Origin of the sequence: Ruminococcus flavefaciens ND2009, assembly GCF_000621785.1 — a bacterium.
In the GTDB taxonomy this organism is placed as follows: domain Bacteria; phylum Bacillota; class Clostridia; order Oscillospirales; family Ruminococcaceae; genus Ruminococcus; species Ruminococcus flavefaciens_C.
Genome location: NZ_JHXI01000007.1, coordinates 67507 through 86486, shown reverse-complemented (window position 1 = coordinate 86486; position 18980 = coordinate 67507). Strand labels below are relative to the sequence as shown.

Annotated in this window: 19 protein-coding genes; all 19 read right to left on the bottom strand. The window is 45.9% G+C overall.

Translation table 11 applies throughout. The annotated features are described in order from the left end of the window. Positions 1–142: 142 nt before the first annotated feature. The 19 genes from T488_RS16560 to T488_RS18460 all read right to left on the bottom strand — a co-directional run bounded on the left by T488_RS16560 (position 143) and on the right by T488_RS18460 (position 18961). Positions 143–370, bottom strand: coding sequence for a DUF6103 family protein (locus T488_RS16560; RefSeq protein ID WP_037296628.1), 228 nt, complete (start codon positions 368–370; stop codon positions 143–145). Further along, on the bottom strand, positions 367–1563 hold the full coding sequence (locus T488_RS0100405; protein WP_155267125.1) for a hypothetical protein: 1197 nt from the start codon (positions 1561–1563) through the stop codon (positions 367–369). The genes T488_RS16560 and T488_RS0100405 overlap by 4 nt, the downstream gene beginning before the upstream one ends. Then, on the bottom strand, positions 1564–2016 hold the full coding sequence (locus tag T488_RS0100400) for a hypothetical protein (protein WP_028519082.1): 453 nt from the start codon (positions 2014–2016) through the stop codon (positions 1564–1566). Between the two features lie 5 nt (positions 2017–2021). Then, a complete protein-coding gene (locus T488_RS0100395) occupies positions 2022–3008 on the bottom strand; it encodes a hypothetical protein (RefSeq protein ID WP_028519081.1) in 987 nt (328 codons plus the stop codon). Positions 3009–3019: 11 nt separating this feature from the next. Continuing rightward, the gene (locus T488_RS0100390) at positions 3020–3373 is read right to left on the bottom strand and encodes a hypothetical protein (protein ID WP_028519080.1); all 354 of its coding nucleotides are present in this window, start codon (positions 3371–3373) and stop codon (positions 3020–3022) included. 55 nt (positions 3374–3428) lie between these two features. Beyond that, positions 3429–4664 (bottom strand): HipA domain-containing protein, encoded by a 1236-nt coding sequence (locus T488_RS0100385; RefSeq protein WP_028519079.1) that lies wholly within the window; start codon positions 4662–4664, stop codon positions 3429–3431. A 74-nt stretch (positions 4665–4738) separates the two neighbouring features. Then, positions 4739–6565 carry a VirB4 family type IV secretion system protein gene (locus T488_RS0100380; RefSeq protein ID WP_028519078.1) on the bottom strand — a complete coding sequence of 609 codons (1827 nt, stop codon included), beginning with the start codon at positions 6563–6565 and terminating at the stop codon, positions 4739–4741. Continuing rightward, positions 6549–7136, bottom strand: a complete 588-nt coding sequence (locus T488_RS16555; protein WP_051536071.1) for a hypothetical protein — start codon at positions 7134–7136, stop codon at positions 6549–6551. Before T488_RS16555 ends, T488_RS0100380 begins: the two co-directional genes overlap by 17 nt. Next, complete coding sequence (locus T488_RS0100370) at positions 7136–7402, bottom strand: hypothetical protein (RefSeq protein ID WP_028519077.1); 267 nt, start codon at positions 7400–7402, stop codon at positions 7136–7138. The genes T488_RS16555 and T488_RS0100370 overlap by 1 nt, the downstream gene beginning before the upstream one ends. A 12-nt stretch (positions 7403–7414) precedes the next feature. Beyond that, the gene (locus T488_RS0100365; protein ID WP_051536068.1) at positions 7415–8353 is read right to left on the bottom strand and encodes a conjugal transfer protein TrbL family protein; all 939 of its coding nucleotides are present in this window, start codon (positions 8351–8353) and stop codon (positions 7415–7417) included. Next, positions 8346–8630, bottom strand: a complete 285-nt coding sequence (locus tag T488_RS0100360) for a helix-turn-helix domain-containing protein (RefSeq protein ID WP_028519075.1) — start codon at positions 8628–8630, stop codon at positions 8346–8348. The genes T488_RS0100365 and T488_RS0100360 overlap by 8 nt, the downstream gene beginning before the upstream one ends. 4 nt (positions 8631–8634) lie before the next feature. Next, positions 8635–10389 carry a type IV secretory system conjugative DNA transfer family protein gene (locus T488_RS16550; RefSeq protein ID WP_037296699.1) on the bottom strand — a complete coding sequence of 585 codons (1755 nt, stop codon included), beginning with the start codon at positions 10387–10389 and terminating at the stop codon, positions 8635–8637. A gap of 113 nt (positions 10390–10502) precedes the next feature. Continuing rightward, complete coding sequence (locus tag T488_RS0100350; RefSeq protein ID WP_028519074.1) at positions 10503–11909, bottom strand: DUF3991 and toprim domain-containing protein; 1407 nt, start codon at positions 11907–11909, stop codon at positions 10503–10505. Positions 11910–11927: 18 nt separating this feature from the next. Beyond that, complete coding sequence (gene nrdD, locus T488_RS0100345; RefSeq protein ID WP_037296620.1) at positions 11928–12191, bottom strand: anaerobic ribonucleoside-triphosphate reductase; 264 nt, start codon at positions 12189–12191, stop codon at positions 11928–11930. After that, the gene (locus T488_RS0100340) at positions 12191–12928 is read right to left on the bottom strand and encodes a hypothetical protein (RefSeq protein ID WP_028519072.1); all 738 of its coding nucleotides are present in this window, start codon (positions 12926–12928) and stop codon (positions 12191–12193) included. The genes nrdD and T488_RS0100340 overlap by 1 nt, the downstream gene beginning before the upstream one ends. A 13-nt stretch (positions 12929–12941) precedes the next feature. Next, entirely contained in the window at positions 12942–13370 is a 429-nt protein-coding gene (locus T488_RS16545) for a hypothetical protein (RefSeq protein WP_051536064.1), read from the bottom strand. Between the two features lie 24 nt (positions 13371–13394). Next, positions 13395–13727 carry a DUF3852 domain-containing protein gene (locus tag T488_RS0100330; RefSeq protein ID WP_028519071.1) on the bottom strand — a complete coding sequence of 111 codons (333 nt, stop codon included), beginning with the start codon at positions 13725–13727 and terminating at the stop codon, positions 13395–13397. A 6-nt stretch (positions 13728–13733) separates the two neighbouring features. After that, the gene (srtB, locus tag T488_RS18465) at positions 13734–14576 is read right to left on the bottom strand and encodes a class B sortase (RefSeq protein WP_051536062.1); all 843 of its coding nucleotides are present in this window, start codon (positions 14574–14576) and stop codon (positions 13734–13736) included. Then, complete coding sequence (locus tag T488_RS18460) at positions 14573–18961, bottom strand: SpaA isopeptide-forming pilin-related protein (RefSeq protein WP_051536060.1); 4389 nt, start codon at positions 18959–18961, stop codon at positions 14573–14575. The genes srtB and T488_RS18460 overlap by 4 nt, the downstream gene beginning before the upstream one ends. Positions 18962–18980: the final 19 nt, after the last annotated feature.

Sequence of the window (18980 nt, the reverse complement as noted above, 5' to 3'; positions counted from 1 at the left end):
CCCTCGGAAGCTCTCCGAAACCGCTGTTTCGGACCGCCGCCAAAACTGCCCGAAAACGGCTCGGCACTCCCGAGGTGGTATCCTTTCCCGACACTGTCGCACAAAATCGCACACAGCGCATTCTCGCGCGACACGGGGCGAGTTACTCTTCGGGCTTCGGTGTGCTGTCTACAGACCTGCGAGGTCTGCGTATCTGCTGTTTTGCAGTCAGCTCGATGTACTCTCTGACATTCTGAGGCACGACCTTGGTATATATCTGCTCGACCTGCTTGTCGAGCTCCGCCGCAAGTGTCGTGTTCTTTTGCTCGAGATACATCTCTATCGCCGACAGCTTTTCTTCGGGTATCTGTACTGTTATTGATCTCTTCATGATATTCCTCCCATACTCATTTCCTCAGACTCATCTTCCGTCTCGGACTCGTCCTCGGTTAACTTCTCTGCTTCTTCTATTGTCTCAGGCTCAGCAGTCAACGTAGTATAGAGCTTCTGACCTCTGCCTGAGATTACACCGTACTCAGTAAGCTCTCCACGCTTACGACTGAGCACCTGCTTTCCGAAGTCATTCATATCACAGTTCTCCAGAATGCTCCAGTCGAAGTTCGTCGTGAAGACTCGACAGGCATACACCTTTCCGTACTGACTCTCGTCCTGAACCATCGGATCGAAGTCGTATTCGTTCAGGCAGTTGATAGCATCTCTTGCCGCCGAGAAGGTCTGAATATTCTCAGCCTCCATGACTGCTTTCAGCTTCACCATCTGTGCCTTGCTCATACAAGTCATCTGCTCGGAGAGTGCTATCATATCATCTTCCCAATCAGGTTCATCGTAGAATGCCTCAGATATATTTGGGAGTATACATTTGACAACCGGATAATACATCTGCTCAGGCAAGGATCTCCACTCGGCAGCATATTCACGCAGCTGCTGCATATCTTCGGGCAGGTTGAACCACTGTCCCTGATCTGTATCGTCTGCATACGGTGATGCCAGCACTCTGAAAAATCTTTTGTCAGGCATCTCTATGGTTAGGGATATGTCAGGTTCCTCGTAGCTGTCAGGCATACAATAATAGCCGTCAACAAATATACCATTATCTCTTTCAGCAAGAAGCTTTCCAACTTTTTCATAATCCAGTAGCCCTATGACGGCATCGGAGCATTCCTCAATCTCAGGCAGCATTTCATTATCAACAGCTATCTCACCAATCTCAGCATATGTCGCCGCCGGGTATACGGGAACACAGTCGATGCCATAGGTCATCGCTATCATATCATCAATGCTGCTGTCAGGATTTCTCATGAGAACACTCTTGAAGCCTGCTTTCTGATGATCCTCGAGCCGCTGAAAGCGTTCTGCGAATACATTGAGCTTGTAAATATCAGCCTTGTACCACTTGTCAAGAATGTTGGCAGGCAGGTCGACCATATCGTATTTTGAGAACATGAACTCTATTTCTCTGCCACTCTGGACATTCATTCTGTCGAGTATGTCCTGTAGGTTTATAGCCGAGACAGGCATTCCCCAGCTCATTTCCTTATCTCCGTATCTAAGTCTTATCGTCATTCAGTTCATCTCCATTCCTATTTTTTCTTCCTCTGCCATATCTTCGGTCATTGCCTGTTCCAGTGGCTCACGCTCATAGCAGAAGCAGTAACAGTCGTAGTCGCCGGGCTGCGGTTTACACCGCAGGTAGTAGGTATGCTCGTCCGTCTGTACCTTGTAACCGTTGCCACGACTGCCGAGATCCAAGGACGGATGCTCTCGGACAAACTTACCCATAGCTGTCCTGTCCTTGAGCAGTCCCTGTCGGAGTTCCTTCGTTAACTCGTTGAACTCTGTTCTGAATTCATCATCGTTCAGCTCGCTTGTAGTTCCGAACCATGAGCCATAGAACTGTCTTCCCGTTCCAAAGTCGAACCGCATATGACCGATCTTAGATGCCTTTATTTCTTCTTCGTCGCAGGCATAGAAGAGCTTTTCTTCACTCTTGTCTGCCGCAGTAATTGTTATCTTCATATTTTTCAATCTCCTGTAGTTGTTTCAGTAGTCGCTTCTGTTGTCGGCTCCTGAAGCTCATTTATCCTGTCCTGTACCTCCTGCGGATATGTCACCGCATCGAACGTACACCATGAAGTCCAGCCTCCCTCTGTGAGGCTCTGCTGCTGAACGCCGCCCATAGCAGAGGAGAAAACAACCTCACCGCCGCCCACATATACACCGAACTCACTGCCATTGAAGACTCCCACACCTTTCACATCAGGCATTGTATCGATGCTGCCTTGTTCGGTATAGTAGAGGTCTACCGTATCCGAAGTGAATACCTTATTCTCCGCATCATACCTGACGTAGCCCATTATGAGACCGACGTTATCAGCACAGCGAAGTCTGTTCTCTCCGGTCCTTTCGCCGAAACAGTTATCTGCATACTGCCATTCAGACATATATGCATTCTCTGCCCAGGCTGCAAGGTCGGCAGTATTTTTTGTTGCAATGTCTGTGAACATATGAGGATCGATAGTTGCATTCATCACAAAAGTATACGTCCTCATGAACTCATTGTAGTCAATGCTCAGTCCGTAATTCTGATTGATGCTGTCGATGAGTATCTCGTCATTGGGTGCGGAATAAAAAAGATGAGCGTAGAAGTTCGCATAGAAACCTTCTACCTCATCGAAGTATGACATATATATGAGCTGTGCCTTTATGGTTTGATTTGGTATGCCAAGTGCTGTCAGCTCTGCTTCTATCGCATCACCTGCGGACTGTATCTCAGACATCCGCTCCTGCTGCTCGGGAGATAACTGCTCTATGAATGCACTTTCATTGAAAGTGTTTCGGTCTATCTCAGGTGGTTCGATGTCAACGTTTCCAATCGTATACAGAGCAATTATAGGAGCTGCAAGCAGGAGCAGAAAGCCTACAACGATACTGCCAATAAATATCAACACCTTATCTCTGGTCTTTTTATCGGCAAGAATCTTCGCCAGCAATATCAACACTTTTTCCATTTGCCGCCTCCTTACTGCATCTGCATTCCTGAGTCCTCGTTGAGTTCATAGTCAGAATACTCATCCTTCTTGTCATACATCTCCGATACCATATCGCTGAACTGCTCCTTTACAGCTATGTTATTCGGATCGTTAAGAACAGTTATTCTGTCGATCAGTATCTCCAGAGGAGACTTGAAATGCAGCAGATATTCCGCTTCTTCCTCTGTGAATGAGTCTTGGATATTATCCTTTACGAATCGGGCAGCAGATATTTCATCGGCTTTCTCTATGAGTTCTTCGTGACTCAGGTTCAGCCATTCGGCATATTTGTTATTGTATTCTTCTTTGATAACAGACTCGAGTTTATTGATCATATTCTCCATTTAGCATTTCTCCTTTCAGCAAAAAAGGAGACCGCTTTCGCAGTCTCCGCATTGCTTATTCCATTTTCATTCCGTAGCTTTCAGCTACATCTTCTTCGACATCGCCCTCAGTGGAGGAGATATCATAGCTTTGTGTATGGCTCATCGCCATGCTTTCAACAGTCTCTATCCTGTTTCTGACTTCGGCAGCTATAGTCTTCGCACGTTCAGTATCAATATACTGAGCTGCCTTATCGTCGCTGAACACTTCAAGTATCTCATCCTCGATACCGTCGAGCTTTGATGCCTCGAACCATTCAAGGGAGGAGACAAGTTTTAACTGCTCGCCGTGTGTCTTCTTGAACGGCTTACAAATTATGTTATTCCGTGCTATTTGAGCTGTATTCCGGTTATACCACAGTGACGTTCCGCTGTCGAATATGGGAGCAGCACCAAGCCATTCAAGGGTATTAGCATCACGCAGAAGTCCGAAGTTATTGAAGTGCCTGTCCTCGTTTGCTATGATATAGTCAAGGACTATCATTCCGTCAAGAGCAGTAACTATGTCCACACCAATTTCACTACATATATCCACAAAATGCAAATATTCGTTTTCGTGATTTGCTTTTGTTCTTAGCTGCATTATCTGCCATGCTGTTATTAGCTCAGTATCCTTCGTTACAAAATCCTCGCACACGCTGTATGGCTCATCGTTTATCCACGTTACTGTGTACGGAACATGATCTATTCCGAACCTATCCATTATCCTTGAGGCGATGACCTCATTGAATGACTGTTGTTGAAACGGATAAGAGCCCGACTTGAGAAGGACCCGTTTACCGTCAATGATCCTCCAGCACTTCTTCAGATTACCGTTTGTAGTATTATCAGGAGACCAGAAGTTGATATTATCGGTTTCTTCCTTCAGCCCGAGCAGTATATCTCCCACGTCCTCAGAGAAATCATTATCGAAGAAGTTAACATTTTCATAGAGAGTGGTATTACTGAGCTCGTTATCACAAGGCCTCAGCCAGTAATGGTCTGACAGACTCAAGCCCCAACTTTCAGTCACAAGCTGTTGTGGAGATGATCTGAGAATATAGGCTGCATCTGATAGTCCCATACGCCTTGAAGGAATACAGCGATTTGCCCACCACTGGTTCAGAGCATACCTGTCTATCGTTTCTCTGCCATACTCATTACGAACAACACCTAACGGCATATGCTCCTTTGCGTAGACGCTGTTTACCTTTGTGATCATACAAATAGCATCGTCGATCTCAATATCAGCGACTATAATATTTTTATGCATAAGCGAATATCTCATCGTTCTCACCTACAATTCTTATCCCACATTATACCACACTTTCTTTCTTGAATCAAGCCTTATCTTCCTCCAGCCGAACCGAAGAGAACCGCCTTGTATTTCGGTGCCTTGACCATGAGCAGATACCGCTCATTGCCGCAGCGATAGAGGCAGGTACCTCTCTCCGGAAACCTGATCAGCTCATATTCCGCAGGCTCAAGCTGAAGCGTATCTATGAATTCCTCAGCCTTTATGTTGCCGGGGTTGAACAGGAAGTGATGAGTCGGTATACTGAACAACGGTTTTGTCAGCTCCCGTATATCAGGCTGCAGGAAGTCCTCAAGGTTCTGTGATGCAAGAATAAATGCCGATTCTTTCTTACGGCAGCGTTTCATACCGTTTCTGATGTACTCAATTGCTGTTCTGTTGTAAAGAAAGAGGTACGCCTCATCTATCGCTGCTATCGAATTGCCCTTGCCAAGTATCTGGTCGTTCATATACGACAGAATATTGAAGAGCAGAGTATCTCTCAGCTTTTTGTTGGTGTCCATAATGCCTTTAACTCCAAAGCATACGAAGTCGCCGCTGCGGATATTTGTGTGCCCGTTGAAGTATTTAGATTCAGCTCCCTTGCACATTGAGTAGATGCCAAGACAGATATTCTGGAGCGTATCCTCGGTATAGATGTACTTCACCTCGGGGTCGAAGCTCCTGAACTCCTTCTCGCAGAGTTCATACAAGTCATCCATGAGAGGATAATCTTCTCCGGTCAGCTTATCAAGGTCTGTGGTATCATCAATACCGAAACGTGCATAAAGCCTTATGAGCATTAGCTCAATGGTGTCAATCTCCGCATCGGTGAAGTCCTTGTACGCACGGAAGAAATCTTTGAGGTAGGATATGTGCTGACTGAGCTTGGATATTTTCCTGAATGCCTCCGGCTCGTCCTTATTTCCTTTTTCGCCGTCAGTCCATGACTTAGGCTCAAGCGGATTTATCATATATTCTCCCGACATCATATCGATATATGTGCCGCCAAGGTTGTCGCAGAGATCATGGTATTCCTGCTCGGGATCCAGCACAAGGATATTCTTGCCTGATTCCCGGAGATTACAAAGCAGGAGCTTCATCAGGTATGACTTACCCTGACCGCTGTTACCGAGGATAAGGATATTGCTGTTGGTCTTATCCTCGGTACGCCTGTCGAAGTCCACAAGCACATTACTGCCATATTTGTCTCGACCGAGATAGAAGCCGTGTTCATCGGTCTTACCCGAATAGTTTAATGGATATAAATTTGCCACCGCACTCGCAGGAAGTATTCGCTCATACTGACCGCCAAACATATTCATTCCGCTCGGAAGCACTGACAGGAAGCCTTCTTTCTGTCGGAGGATAAGTCTGTCTACTGATATCTTCGCTCTTGTAAGCTCCATTCTTGTATCGTTCTGGAGCTCCTTCAGCTTATCATCACTATCCGCTTTCAGCTCAATAAAAACGGAGCAGTGGAGGAGAGGCTCCTTGTTGCGGTTCATGTCACTTACGAGCTCTACGATATCGTTGATGTTGTCCTGAGCCTTTATACTCTCGTTCACGTTATTTACGGTTGTCATCATGTGATTCTTGCGCATAGCCTGCTGTACTATCTTATCCTGTTCAATGCTGTCTACCAGCCTGTTGTAGATACGGAGCGTCACTCCGTTCTTGTCGGCAAGATGTGCAAGTATTGCGAGTTGCTCTGTTGTAGGAGGATACTCCGTTATTACCCATACAGATTTATAATAATTACCGCAGATATAGTGGTCAGTGTAGAATTTGACTGCTCCCGGTACTATGCGGTCGAAGTAGATCTTGACACTCATTTCTTCCTTCTGCTCTGCGGTAAGCTCCTTATTTCTTTTCTTCATTCGTATCAGCCTCCTTGATGTAGTTTTCACCTTCGATATCGGGTATTTCATCTCCGAGAATGCTTGCCCCGAAATACAGTGCCAGCATTCTCTTGATCTCAGCCTTATCCATTCTCTTGACGGAAAAGCCATGTTCAGAGATATTCTTCTGCACCTGCGATATGATACCGAATATCTGCTCGGGCTTCTCCCTGCGGAACCGCACAGCGAACATGAAACGTCTTGCTGAAGATATTTCAAGCTGTATCTCGTCAAGAAAGTCATGATCCGCCTGAAGCAGTTCTCTTACTGCAGGATTTTCTTCTTTCTGTAATCGCTCTTTGACATACCATTTATTGCCGTCGAAACGCTCCGCACTGTCCATAGCTATTATCTCAAGATCAGGTATCATTGACAACACTATTGTCAGGTCATGCACCTTTATCTCGATGTTTGCCGAAGACAGTACCGAGATATTTGTCGGCTCAACGGAGAAGAATACTATCTCCGCCTTATCTGTTTTTATGCCGTAATTAGTAAAGCGTTCAAGACCAATGAGGTCCTGAACGCCGTTTTTCTTATTTTTTGCCATTACTTCTCCTTCCAGCGATACTCCTGTTGACTTAGCAGGAAATATTTAACCGCATTTATGATGTAGTCCAACACGGACATATCGTCTGCTCGCAGGCTTATAAGCGAAAAGCAGACCGTCACCGCCGCAGGTATCACATTCCAGAAATTAGCGAACACCGCTACTGAAATGATAATGCCTGCGCATATGATTATGAAGTCTCTTACCGACCAGAACCACAGTTTAACTGTAGCTCTGAGGTTCTCGGGATAGATATATGTTTTCATACAGACACCTCCTTATGTTGCAACCTTGGATGCACTCTTTATGAGACCTACAGCTCTTGAACCCATATTGACCGCATGACCTACCGCCATTACGTTAACTCTTGTTGAGGTATCAAGTCCGTACATCTGTGCGATACGAGGTACTTCGTTAGCCGATAAGCATATACCTGCCGCCAGTATCGGGTGATCGGGACAGGTCAGCAGTCCGAGGAATAATATTGTTGTCTGCAGGAAAGCTGTGAGGCAGGTAGCTATGACCTGCTTGCACCAGTTTACGAATCCGTCCGTATATCCTCTCGGTACGCTGAACATATACAGGCTGCCTACCGCTATCTGACACAGCAGTATACCGCCTCTCTTTATATTTGCAAAAACGACTTTTATCGTACAGTAGCCAAATAGTATAATAAAAAACAGGCTTGAAAGAGAAACGTCAGCTCTTAGAGCTTCCAACGCCTCCATTCCGGCACTTGTAAGAGTTGCACTTCTGTTTTGTATCAGAGCTCCCACAAGGTCATTGGCAAAGGTGTGCTGCAGAGATACGCAGAATGAATACAGCCGCTGCGGTACTACAGTCAGGAGACTACAAGCAAAGAAACCTTTCAGCACATTAAGACATGTGTCCTTTATATTCGCATGACCGTTTTCGTATGCTATTGCAGTATCGAACACTGCAACTACCATGCCTGTGATAAACAGTATCCAGCCGATATTATGGAACAGTGTCAGAAATGCCTGTATCCAGCCGAGCTGAAACAGGTCAGTTGTCGACTCGTTGATGAAGTTAAAAATATCCGCTATACCGTCGTATACAAGCATGAACAACCAATCAAACATTACATCGAATATGGCTCTTGCTGCTTCGCTTGTAACAACGCCGACTGTGTTATCCCACAGCGACGATATTCCGTCACCGATCCAGTCTATGGCATCGCCGATCCAATCAAACATTCTCGTTCACCTCCTTGGGAACATTCGTCAGCCTGTAGAGGTTTGAGCTTGAACCACCGTTGTTGCGAAGTCTCGGCTGCTTCTCTATGAGTCCATTTTCAAGGAGCTCATGGAGAGCCCTGAATACAGTTCTGCGACTAAGGCTCAGGTCCTGAGCTATGGTCTTGGCTGACGGAAAACATTCTCCCTTTTTGTCTGATCTGTCGCACAGGTAGCAGTATACTGTTACCGCTCGGTGCGGCAGACCTAAGTCATATATTCGTCTTTCAACATTCAAATGATCAACTCCTCTTTTCTGTCTTAATATTGGTTTTCTTGGGTTCTTCATGAATATCCGCTTCCTCAAACGTCATATCCACGGGTATAGGAATGCTTTTCTTTGCAGGCGGATATTTCACAGATACCTCTCTCATCAGCTCATCTCGCTCCATATATGTCACGGAACGAGTGGCTTTATCTGCCAGCATGAAAGGCTTTCCGAATTTAATACCCCATTTGAAGTACAGCTTTAATTTGCTTATCATCGGGTGAGTTCCGGTTTTCATAACTATGAACTGACCTTTCGGCATACTTTTGAGTTCGTCAACGGTCATCAGCGGTCTGCCCATCATCTGAATGGAGCGTGAATGCTCCTTTCCAAGCGATACCGAGCCGCTTTGTACTGTCTGCTCGCCGAGAGCCTTTGACAGCACCTCCGCAGACTGCGACTGCGGAGCAAATCCACCGAATATGGTGAGCTGAGTATTATCAGTGATTATCTCCGAACCTTCCTTGCCGTATTTCTGCTCTAATTGAGCGAAGCTTTGGATAATAGCGACTATGGATATCTTTCTGCTTCGACCTGCGGAGAACATCGCCTCGGCTCCCTCTATCTTGGGAAAGGTGCCGAATTCATCGCAGTAGAACATTACTCTGTTCGGCAGTGCGCCGCCGTGTTCATCGGCTATGACAAGTATCTCTCGGTATAACTGCTGTATCAACAGGCTGACCATGAAATACTTTGACTGATCTTCCTCTGGAAGTATTATGAATATAGCTGATTTCTCATTGCAGAAGCGTTCAGCGTCTATGGCTGTACCGAAGCACAATATCTGCTCCATCTCGGAGTCCAGGAAGCTATTTAGTCGGGATAATGCTGTACTCATTACCGACAGCATCGCCTGATCCGCAGAATTCAGAGCCGCACCTGCCAGCCACTTTGCTTTGTGATCACTCGGCAGGAGTTCCATCAGCTTTGTGAAGTACATCGGAGGCTTATCCTTAGCATTCTTCGGAGGCGGCTTAGCTATGAGGTCCTGTATCAGCTTGAATACCGACACTATATGCCTCTCATTCTTCTCACCGAACTCAGCTAGAAGCAGTATTATCGATGATAACAGTCCCTCCGCCGCATCATAGAAGAATGCGTTTTGTCCGTAGTTTGAGCTGTCACCGCCGCCGATATTGATTATCGTCTTCGCTGTGATCTTTGCATATTTCTCGGCTTTTGCCTTAGCTGAAAGGTTGATCCTGTCAGAAAGATAGATATCCATATACTTGTTCACAAGGTGCAGGATATTATCTTCATCGCTTCGAGTAGGATTTCTGAGATCAAGCACTGATACATTGTACCCATAGCAGTTCTTGGCTATATTTCCATAGTTTCGAGCTATGTCTCCCTTCGTATCCGTTGACAGGAACGACATTCCTGATGCAAGGCAGAACTCGATATTCGGATATAGGAAGTATGCCGTTTTACCGACTCCGGCTGCACCGATCATAAGGCTATGAACATCTCCTGTATCAACAAGAGCTGTTGTATTCAGCTTTCCGTGACATCCTATGACCGTTCCCTGAACTTTCGGCAGGTCTTTTCCTTGCCTCCACAGTTCAGGCTCGAATGGCAGAGAGACAAAAGTCTGCCTTATCTCCGGCTTGGTCGCCCACCTTGCTGTTCCATGCTGTCCGTCACCGACCGCCTTTGATTTAATACTGTTTATTCCGCGGCTGTCAAGAATACTCACAACTATTGCAAAAATTATCAGACACGCCGCCATTAATGCTAACAGATATATTTTCTTATCATCCAATATCTCACTTCCTCTTTTGCTATGTTAATAATTAGTTACTTGTATACTTAATATATGCCTATGACATAATGACGCGCCCCCTATGACAATGAAGGAAGAGGAGATAGCTCCGCTTCCTCGTCCTGGTCTTCATTTTCAGATATTTCTTCACTTGGCTGATTGTCGAGTTCTTCCTGAGTCTGCACCTTTACCGCGCAGTCTGCAAGCTCATAGAGCCGTTTGGCTGTTGCTATGGACTGTTCATAGGTCCTTGCAGGCTGCTTCAGATCTGACAATACCTCTTTCAGCTTATTGCTCAGATCTCTGCATTTAACATCGATCCTTGCCTTATCCTTGTATGCTCTGTACTCTTTTCTCAGCTTTGCTTTAAGGGCAGAATGAGCCTTGGATTCGTTCTTTACACGCATGAAAAAAGCCGAGCCTGCTAATGCATACTCGGCAAGATATCTGTATTGTCCATTCTTGAATGCTGCCCTGAGCTGTGATGTCAGCTTATCGGGACGGCATGGGTAGTAATTGATGGCGTTGACGTTGTTATGATAAACACCCTTTCTCTCATGCGGCACTGCAATCAAAGCAGGCTGTCCGTTTCGTGCTTTCAGATCCTCGTTGAAGTCCTTGTTGGTAGGATATATCCTTGTAACATTGGTATATCCTCGCTCCTGAAGCAAGTCATTGAGCCTGTCGTATGCATCGATACCGCCCTCGTCATTATCCGTGCAGATAATGATATGCTTTATGTTATCATTCAGCTCCAATGCTTTCAGCACAGCAGACTCATATACGCCGTTCATGGCTATATATGAATGTTCCTGCCAGTTTTCAGGGTGGAGTGTGATATATGAAAGCATATCTATCGGTGCTTCAAACACATAGAGCCTGCCTGATGTACCGTAGTGTGCAAAGCTGTAATCGGTATCAGAGCCCTCGACGGTAATACGGAAGGTCTTTCCATAGCTGTTTGTAGAGCGTTTATGAGCCTGTTTCGGGACTCCGCTCTCGTCGTATCCCACGAATACAGCGTTATGATGCTCCGAGTCCTCATATATCTTTCCTTCCTTTGCGAAGAATGATACCACCTCGGGAGCGATATATCGCTGTTTGATAAGATATGCGTATACTCTGTTCATGGTCTTGTTCTTAGGCGGAAGATTGAATTCCTTTTTAGGTTCCGGTGCTGTCTCAGGGACACTTCTTGCAAGGGGAGAGACTGTATATCCCAGCAGATTCTGTACAGCGTCTGAAAAGCTCATACCGTAGAAATACTGCATAAACTTGATAGCACCGCCGCCGGTCTGGTTCTTGTGATCGAACCATGTACTGCCGGACATAGTTATACTGTCGTGTCTGCCGCTGCCGTCGGTATATATGAGCTTGTACTCACGCCCTACCTTTTCAAGTGTTTCTCCACGACTTCGCAGAAAATATTCGAGATCCACGGAGTTTGCCATGACCTTCTGTTCATCCGTGAATGGTATATATGGCATATGTTCACCTCCATATTGCTAAATTTCATGCTTTATCCGCTGGCTTTCCTCGGCTTTCTTTGCATCATTGAAACGGTCAAGCGTTCCCACGAGGTAGCCGGTTATCCTGCGGATGCGTTCAAAGGGAACGGTATCGTAGTTATACTGAATATCCACATATTTGCCGTTTATCGTAAGTGTCAGTTCGTTTATGATACGGTCGGGATGTTTCTTCCGTATTCTGCGGACATACTCGTCGATTTCAGCCTGTGACATATCACCGCCGTTTACAGTTACTATCATCAGTACTCCACCTTCTCTGCAAGCTGCTTTATGAGTTCCGAGAAGTTTTGTCTTTCGGTCATGTCCGTTGACAAGAGCTGTCCAGATATTACGGTCAGCTTGTTATCCCTGAGTACAGCGTAAACCTCAGCATATCCGAACTGTGTAGACATTCCGTCCGTCTTCTGGATAGCTCCATATCGCTGATACTTGCCCTTACTCACAACACTGGTTATCATACGATAATTGGTTGTGAAGTCTTCATTGTTGACTCCCTTCATACCGCCTTTTATCTGATCGTAACTGTAATCGCCGTATCTTCCAAGGACGTTTTCAATATCATTCTTAAGACTGCTTGCGGATATGTCGATTCTTGATACCTCAATAGTTCCGCCGCCGTTCTTGCCCTTGACAGTGATCTTCTCAGTGCCGTTCTTGGCACTTTCACACTCGAAGTCGGACTTTTTGATTACTTCATCGGTAATGCCTGCGGTATCCTCGAACTTTATCTGAGAGCCGAGGAATTCAGCTATAAAGGTACTCTGCTCGAGCTGTCTTCTTTCTTCCTCAGTCATCGGAGGCTCGGTGGGAGCCTCTGTTGTAGCAGATACCGTTGTCGGTTCTGCGGTAGTAGTCTCAGTGGTTGCGGGGACTGTTGTTACCGTGTTATCTATAGCAGGCGGTTTTATCGTACCGCAGCCTGTTAAAGCTGCGGCAATTAAAATGGCGGCTATTGCCGCTCTTATGTTATTCTTCATTTTCGTACCTCCATTAATTGAGTGAAATGTTCAGTTCTTCGTCTTCTGACTCTGTGAGCTCCTGTTCTGCGAAACAAGACAGGTAATCGTCGACAGTTTCCGACAAAGCAGAATAGTCATTACTGTTGGGATGATAACCATACCATTCAATGTCATTTCCGTACCTCCAGATATGCGGAGAACAAGACTCGCCGCGCACCGTTTTCAAGCCTATGACATCAGTTATATTCATTACCTGAACATCGATAGGTCCCTCTCTCTTGTTGAGCAGAGTAAGTTTAAGGGCAGTATAGTTATCGGCATAACCCTGTGTAACGAATCCCAACTTACCCGTAACATCATCGGACAGCCTGAAAACGCAGGACTGTCCGACAAACTTTGGATTCTGAATATATTCGCTCCTGTCAGTTATCTTCTTGAGCTCTTCTGTAAAGAAATTCATATATATCACCTTTATTCCTTTCAATCAGAGTATCGTCCATACATACAGCGGAGCTGTAAGGGAAAAGAGCAGACCGCCGAAGATTATAGCTATCGGAGTCCATTCAAGCGTACCATGTTTTCTATACTCCAAATACGCTGTAGCGATCTTGACGAAGAGCAGTACACCGAGTATTACGTCGATCACGGGGAAAACGACGTTATTTACCACAGTCTGTATCTGGTCTTTCGCCGATGTCCATGTACTCTCTACTGCCGACGCCACATCTCCTGCGGCATAGGCATTCATTGCCGTAAAGTTCAGCATTGCCATAAATGCTGTTACAGCACATATGAGCTTGGTTTTCAGTTTTCTCATATAAGTTTAAACCTCCTTTGTCTCTACGAGCTTTCCCGTAAGGATAGTTCGTGCGTTCTGGAATTCATATGAACAGGTCGATAATGAAACGAACCTGTCATCATCTGAATAGGTTATCTCTCTGCCGACTACCGATTTATCGCAGATATGCGGCACCCACTCAGCCACGGGAGTATCTCCCTCATACAGGCTGTCATGCCAGTCTGCAACAGCACAGGAGAAAAAGTCGATCCTGTATACTGTCTCAGGAGTAGCAAGCCAGCCGTACTTGTGGCTTTCGAAATAGCTGTCATTCTTGAAGTTTGTCACCTGTGCGAACATGGAGCCGTTCTTCATGTTGTGGGCATAAATGATGTTTATCGGGTTCTGAAATCTGCCCTCACAACGATAATCAAGGAATACCGAGCCTGCTTTCAGGTATGTTCCGTCATACGCATGACTAAGGTAATAGTCGTTATCACGGCTCTGCATTACGGGATAGCTGATGACCGTATCAGGGATATACAGCCAGCCGAGTGCATCGGGGTATGCTGAATTCAGCGACTGTGCTGAGTCAATAAGGCTCTGTCTGACCTCTGCTGATAACTCGGGAGATGTTGTTGTTATCGCAGCTTCCGTAGTGTGCTCAGCAGTTTCGACTGTAATGCTTGTAGTAGTTGTGGTTGTTGTCTCAGTTTCGGATGCTTCGTCAAGTGCTGACAAAACTGTCGGAGTAGGCATATATGGCTTTATTTCCGTTTCTTTAAGTTTCTGACGGAAGTCATCCTTTGTGAGCAGATATGCGCCTCCTAAAAGGAGGGCGACTGCCGAAGCAGCCGCCAGTATGCGAAGTATAGTCTTCTTTTTCATTCATTTTCTCCTTCAATAAAGTCAGGACAGAGCTCTGCGTAATCGTCAGCAGGCTCTTCCTTTTTCTTTCTTGCAAATATGGATACTGTGAGCAGTACGAGACCTGCAATCACCATGATATATCCGAGAGGACTCTTGCCTGTATCGCCTGTGGCAACATTAGGTGTTGTTACAATAATAGCTTCGTCCTTCATAGTCACCTCAGTGACGCTTCCGTCTGCATTGACAGTAAACTCGATGTCCTCAGCGGTATTATAGCCGTCAGGAGCTGTGATCTCACGGAGAGTGTAAGTTTCGCCTGCGATGAGTTTTGCCTCGATATAGTGAGGCTCTGTGCCAGATACCCATTCCTCGATAACGTTGCCGTCCTTGTCGATGACCTGAAGTGTCGCACCTGCAAGCTCTGTATCTGTTGTCATATCCTGCTTGCTGATCTTTACAAGTGTTGCATCATCGATCATTGTAACAATGGGATTTCCGTCATCATCAAAAGCATTAGCCTCAACGCCGTCAACAGTAACGTTTCCGTACTCGTCGATTGTGAAGCTGATATCAGTTGCAATAACATATCCGTCAGGAGCTGCAACTTCCTTGAGTGTATAACCGCCTGCAGGAATGTTTGTGATGATGTGATTCTCGCCGTCAGATGTCCATTCGTCTACGATATCACCGTTTTCGTCGATGAGCTGCATAGATGCGCCTGTCAGTTCGTTTCCGTAGAGGTCTTCCTTGCTGATAGAGACTGTGATCGCCATATTTTCCGCAGTTATCTCCACAACATCGCCGTTCTCAGCGATAACAACAGGATACTGCTCGTCTGAAAGGATATATCCGGTAGGTGCTGCGATCTCCTTGACGATATACTCACCGAAAGGAATATCTGTGAAACCGAAGTTTCCGTCCTCGTCGGACTCGTCTGTAAAGTATGCGTTCTCAGCTGTGAACTCAGTTTCGTCTGCACTGAACAGACCGAAGAGAGCGTTTTCGAGGGGATCACCATTTTCGTTGACCTTCTTACCGCTTACTGCTCCACGCTTAATGTCATTGATGAATGTACCGCAGTCGATGTCAACTGTTGTCATTTCCTGTCCCATGTACTGGAAGTTCACAAGATACTTCTCACCATTAAGCATATAGTGCTCATCGGTTGCTATCTCCTGAACATAGTAGCGTGAGAAAGGAAGCTTTTCTGTAAAGTCGGCTGTCATGTCTTCGTCAAGCGATACCTGTGCGATAAAGCCGTCCTTGGGGATAACTGTTCCATCAGCTGCAGTGATATCCTCTGCTGCATAGAGTCCGAATATTACATTCTTGTACTCATCGTTTTCGCCGATATCGAAGAGCTCGTCATGTTCCATGAACTTGGCAAGGCTGATCTTTACTCTCTGATAATCGTTGTTGAATGTGTTATTAACAGCGTCTGTGATAGAAACCTCCTGTCCTGCGTAGGTGAGCTCAACTTCCTTTGCCTCTTTATTGAGTACATAGCCATAGGGAGCAGTTTTCTCCTTGACAACATACTTGCCGAGGTAGAGAGGCTCAGTTAAAGCATTTCCGTCCTTGTCTGTGATAATGTCAGCAACTACCTCACCGGCAGATGCTCTGAGTGTTCCGTCTGCTGTGTAAATGTCCTCGGCTGCGATAACTTCGAACTCAGCTCCGCCAAGCCCACTTTCCTCAAAAACGGGTGTATAGGTTGTAAAGCCTGCTGTTTCTATTTCGCCGTCTTCATTTGTATGGATAGCAGGACCGATAGCCTGTACTGTCTTGAAGATCTCGCCACGCTTGCTTACTGAGATCCTGCCTTTCTGAGCAGTATCGAACTTCTCGACCTCAACAGTCTTTTCTGTTCCGTCAACTGTGAAAGGTACAGGTTCTTCGTTGAGGAAGTATCCTGTGGGAGCCTTTACTTCGTGAAGCTCATAATTACCGTATGCAAGCTCACCGGGGAGCATAAGGGTGCCTGTTTCGTTTGTATAGAATGTGTCGATAGTTTCTTCAACAGGATAGTTGACTGTCTGAGAAATGTACTTCTCATTGTCAACGCTCCACACCTTGAAGCCGATACCTGATACAGGGATAACCTTGCCGCTCTCAGCATCCTTCTTCACGATGCGGATATTTGCTGTGATAACAGCGTCGTTGATTATATATGGATAGGTCTTACCGTTTTCGTCGACGATAACGTCGAAGTCCTCAACGAATTCTGTGTTCTTCCAGCCTGTAGTCTGGTGAACAGTGTATGTTCCGTAAGGGAGTTCCTTTGTCTCTGCAAAGCCGTTTTCGTCTGTAATGAGATAGTCACGCTCAGTTTCCTTTGCGTCCTCATAGCTGCCTGCATTCTTGAGGTAAACCTCAAACTCAGCACCGTCCTCGGGAGTCTCGATTCCTGTTGTACCGTCATCGCTGTGCTTGATGATAGATACCTTGCCCTTTACTACGTCCTCTGTAACATCAAGGGCGATAGGATTTACTTCTACCTTGTAGTTCTGAGGCTCGGCACCTACCTTGTAGATCTCGTCATTGAGCTGATATCCCTGTGACGGAGTAAGCTCCTGAAGAGTATAGTTTCCGCATACGAACTCATCTGTAACGAAGTGTCCGTTCTCATCGGTGGTGTAAGTTGCTACACGGTTACCGTCATGATAAAGCCCGTAAGTTGCACCTGCAAGAGTAGCATCGCCCTGTGCAGAGATGTTCTCGCTGTCCTTCTTTGTAATCTCTGCTGTGAACTTTTTCAGCTTATTCTCGAACTTAACATCCACTGTAGCATCTGCTGTAAGGGTAACGGTCTGGTCAGCAGGAACTACATATCTCACGGGAACATCCTTCTCGCTGATGGTATAGGTGATGGGCTGGTTGCTGCTGTCATAAACGGGAATACTTGCAAGGATAGCCGTACCGTCATTGGCTGTTGTCAGAGTATAAGTCTCACCGCCGCCTGTGATAGTGAATGTCCTGTCGCCGTTCTGATTGTCCTCGGACTGCTTATTGATCTTGATATTGCCCTTTTTCAGCGTATTTTCAAAATCAACAGCTACTGTCAGATCAGCATTGCCGCTTGTGAGGGTAATGTCCTGAGCCTTTGGAGTCTCATAGCGGTTGTCTACATTGATCTCAGATACGTTGTAAGTTACAGGCTTTCCGTTTGTAAGATCATATACATCAAGTCCAGAAAACTCAGCAACACCATTGCCATTTGTTTTCTTAGTTACGGTCTTGCCATTTGATCCTGTAACCTTAAACTCTCTGTCACCGACAATACCGTCTTCGGCAGTCTTGTTGACAACGATCTTACCAGAAGTACGTGTTTCATTTACTGTGACTGACTTTCCCGATGCAAGTGTGTATACGGTAGCATCAATGTCATATCCAGTCGGAGCCTTTATCTCTTTAGCATAATAGGTTCCGTTTGGAAGCTTGATAGTTCCTTTTCCTTTATCGCCGATAGTGATCTCACCGACCTTTGTCTTACACTCCTTATCCTTGTATACTCCGTACACTGCGGAGGAGTTGTCAACAGGACTCTTGCCAATAACCATCTGAGTATCCTTATCCAGCTTTGTCACCGAGAATTCCACCTCGTTCTGAGTAACACGGAAGGCATACATATTCATTGCAGTGGCTTTCTTACCGTCAGTGCGGTTATTAATAACACAGCCGTTGGAGCCGTTTGACTCAATACGCCAGTGAGTACCGCCGTCACCGCTGCCGTCACCAACTGTATTGCTGTTGATGTAGCTCTCATTTACGCCGATGGATTTGAGGTAGCTGATGACCTCGTTACGGTTATTGAATTCGCCCATGTAGATCCAGGAGTGGTCCTCGCCGTTGAGATTATCGGCAATGACCATAGAACCGGGAGTGATAGTTGAACCGTCTGCACACTCCCAATAGGGACGCTCTGTGTAGGGGATGTTTGCCTTTTCTACATCGATTTTGGAAGTAACGCCGTTATAGGTAATCGTGCAGTTATCATTCACTGACAGCCAGTGCGGAGTATCCACAGGAACAGGATTGTTCCATGAAAATCCGCTTGTGCTGTAGCCCAGATGTGTCAGTGTGTAGTACAGAAGACCTGAGCAGTCAACGCCCTGCTGTCTGACATAGTCAAGGGAAAGCGGAGAATAGCTGTCCTGATAATATACACCTGTATATCCTTTGAATCCCCAGCCGTAGGGGGAGCCGAGAAGTGTTGCTGCCTGAGCGATGACCGCATCAGCAGAGGGGAAAGCTGTATTCTCAGTTGTCATAGCTGCACTTGCAGTAATGCCGATATTTGTTACCGAGCTTCCGATAACAGAAAGAGCGCAGAGACTTGCCATAAGCCCTGCACTCAGCTTCTTCATGAAACCCTTATGGTTTCTTGTATTATTCTTTGTCATATATTCATTTTCCTTTCAT

Bases quoted from the DNA above. Each gene is read 5' to 3' on its own strand.
- nrdD (WP_037296620.1), bottom strand. From the start codon at position 12,191: ATGATAGTAACTGTAAACGGCGGTGATATGTCACAGGCTGAAATCGAC.
- T488_RS16560 (WP_037296628.1), bottom strand. From the start codon at position 370: ATGAAGAGATCAATAACAGTACAGATACCCGAAGAAAAGCTGTCGGCG.
- T488_RS0100365 (WP_051536068.1), bottom strand. From the start codon at position 8,353: ATGTTTGATTGGATCGGCGATGCCATAGACTGGATCGGTGACGGAATA.
- T488_RS0100390 (WP_028519080.1), bottom strand. From the start codon at position 3,373: ATGGAGAATATGATCAATAAACTCGAGTCTGTTATCAAAGAAGAATAC.
- T488_RS16550 (WP_037296699.1), bottom strand. From the start codon at position 10,389: ATGGCGGCGTGTCTGATAATTTTTGCAATAGTTGTGAGTATTCTTGAC.
- T488_RS18460 (WP_051536060.1), bottom strand. From the start codon at position 18,961: ATGACAAAGAATAATACAAGAAACCATAAGGGTTTCATGAAGAAGCTG.
- T488_RS0100350 (WP_028519074.1), bottom strand. From the start codon at position 11,909: ATGCCATATATACCATTCACGGATGAACAGAAGGTCATGGCAAACTCC.
- srtB (WP_051536062.1), bottom strand. From the start codon at position 14,576: ATGAAAAAGAAGACTATACTTCGCATACTGGCGGCTGCTTCGGCAGTC.
- T488_RS16555 (WP_051536071.1), bottom strand. From the start codon at position 7,136: ATGGCAAAAAATAAGAAAAACGGCGTTCAGGACCTCATTGGTCTTGAA.
- T488_RS16545 (WP_051536064.1), bottom strand. From the start codon at position 13,370: ATGAATTTCTTTACAGAAGAGCTCAAGAAGATAACTGACAGGAGCGAA.
- T488_RS0100405 (WP_155267125.1), bottom strand. From the start codon at position 1,563: ATGACGATAAGACTTAGATACGGAGATAAGGAAATGAGCTGGGGAATG.
- T488_RS0100380 (WP_028519078.1), bottom strand. From the start codon at position 6,565: ATGAAGAAAAGAAATAAGGAGCTTACCGCAGAGCAGAAGGAAGAAATG.
- T488_RS0100330 (WP_028519071.1), bottom strand. From the start codon at position 13,727: ATGAGAAAACTGAAAACCAAGCTCATATGTGCTGTAACAGCATTTATG.
- T488_RS0100400 (WP_028519082.1), bottom strand. From the start codon at position 2,016: ATGAAGATAACAATTACTGCGGCAGACAAGAGTGAAGAAAAGCTCTTC.
- T488_RS0100395 (WP_028519081.1), bottom strand. From the start codon at position 3,008: ATGGAAAAAGTGTTGATATTGCTGGCGAAGATTCTTGCCGATAAAAAG.
- T488_RS0100370 (WP_028519077.1), bottom strand. From the start codon at position 7,402: ATGAAAACATATATCTATCCCGAGAACCTCAGAGCTACAGTTAAACTG.
- T488_RS0100340 (WP_028519072.1), bottom strand. From the start codon at position 12,928: ATGAAGAATAACATAAGAGCGGCAATAGCCGCCATTTTAATTGCCGCA.
- T488_RS0100385 (WP_028519079.1), bottom strand. From the start codon at position 4,664: ATGCATAAAAATATTATAGTCGCTGATATTGAGATCGACGATGCTATT.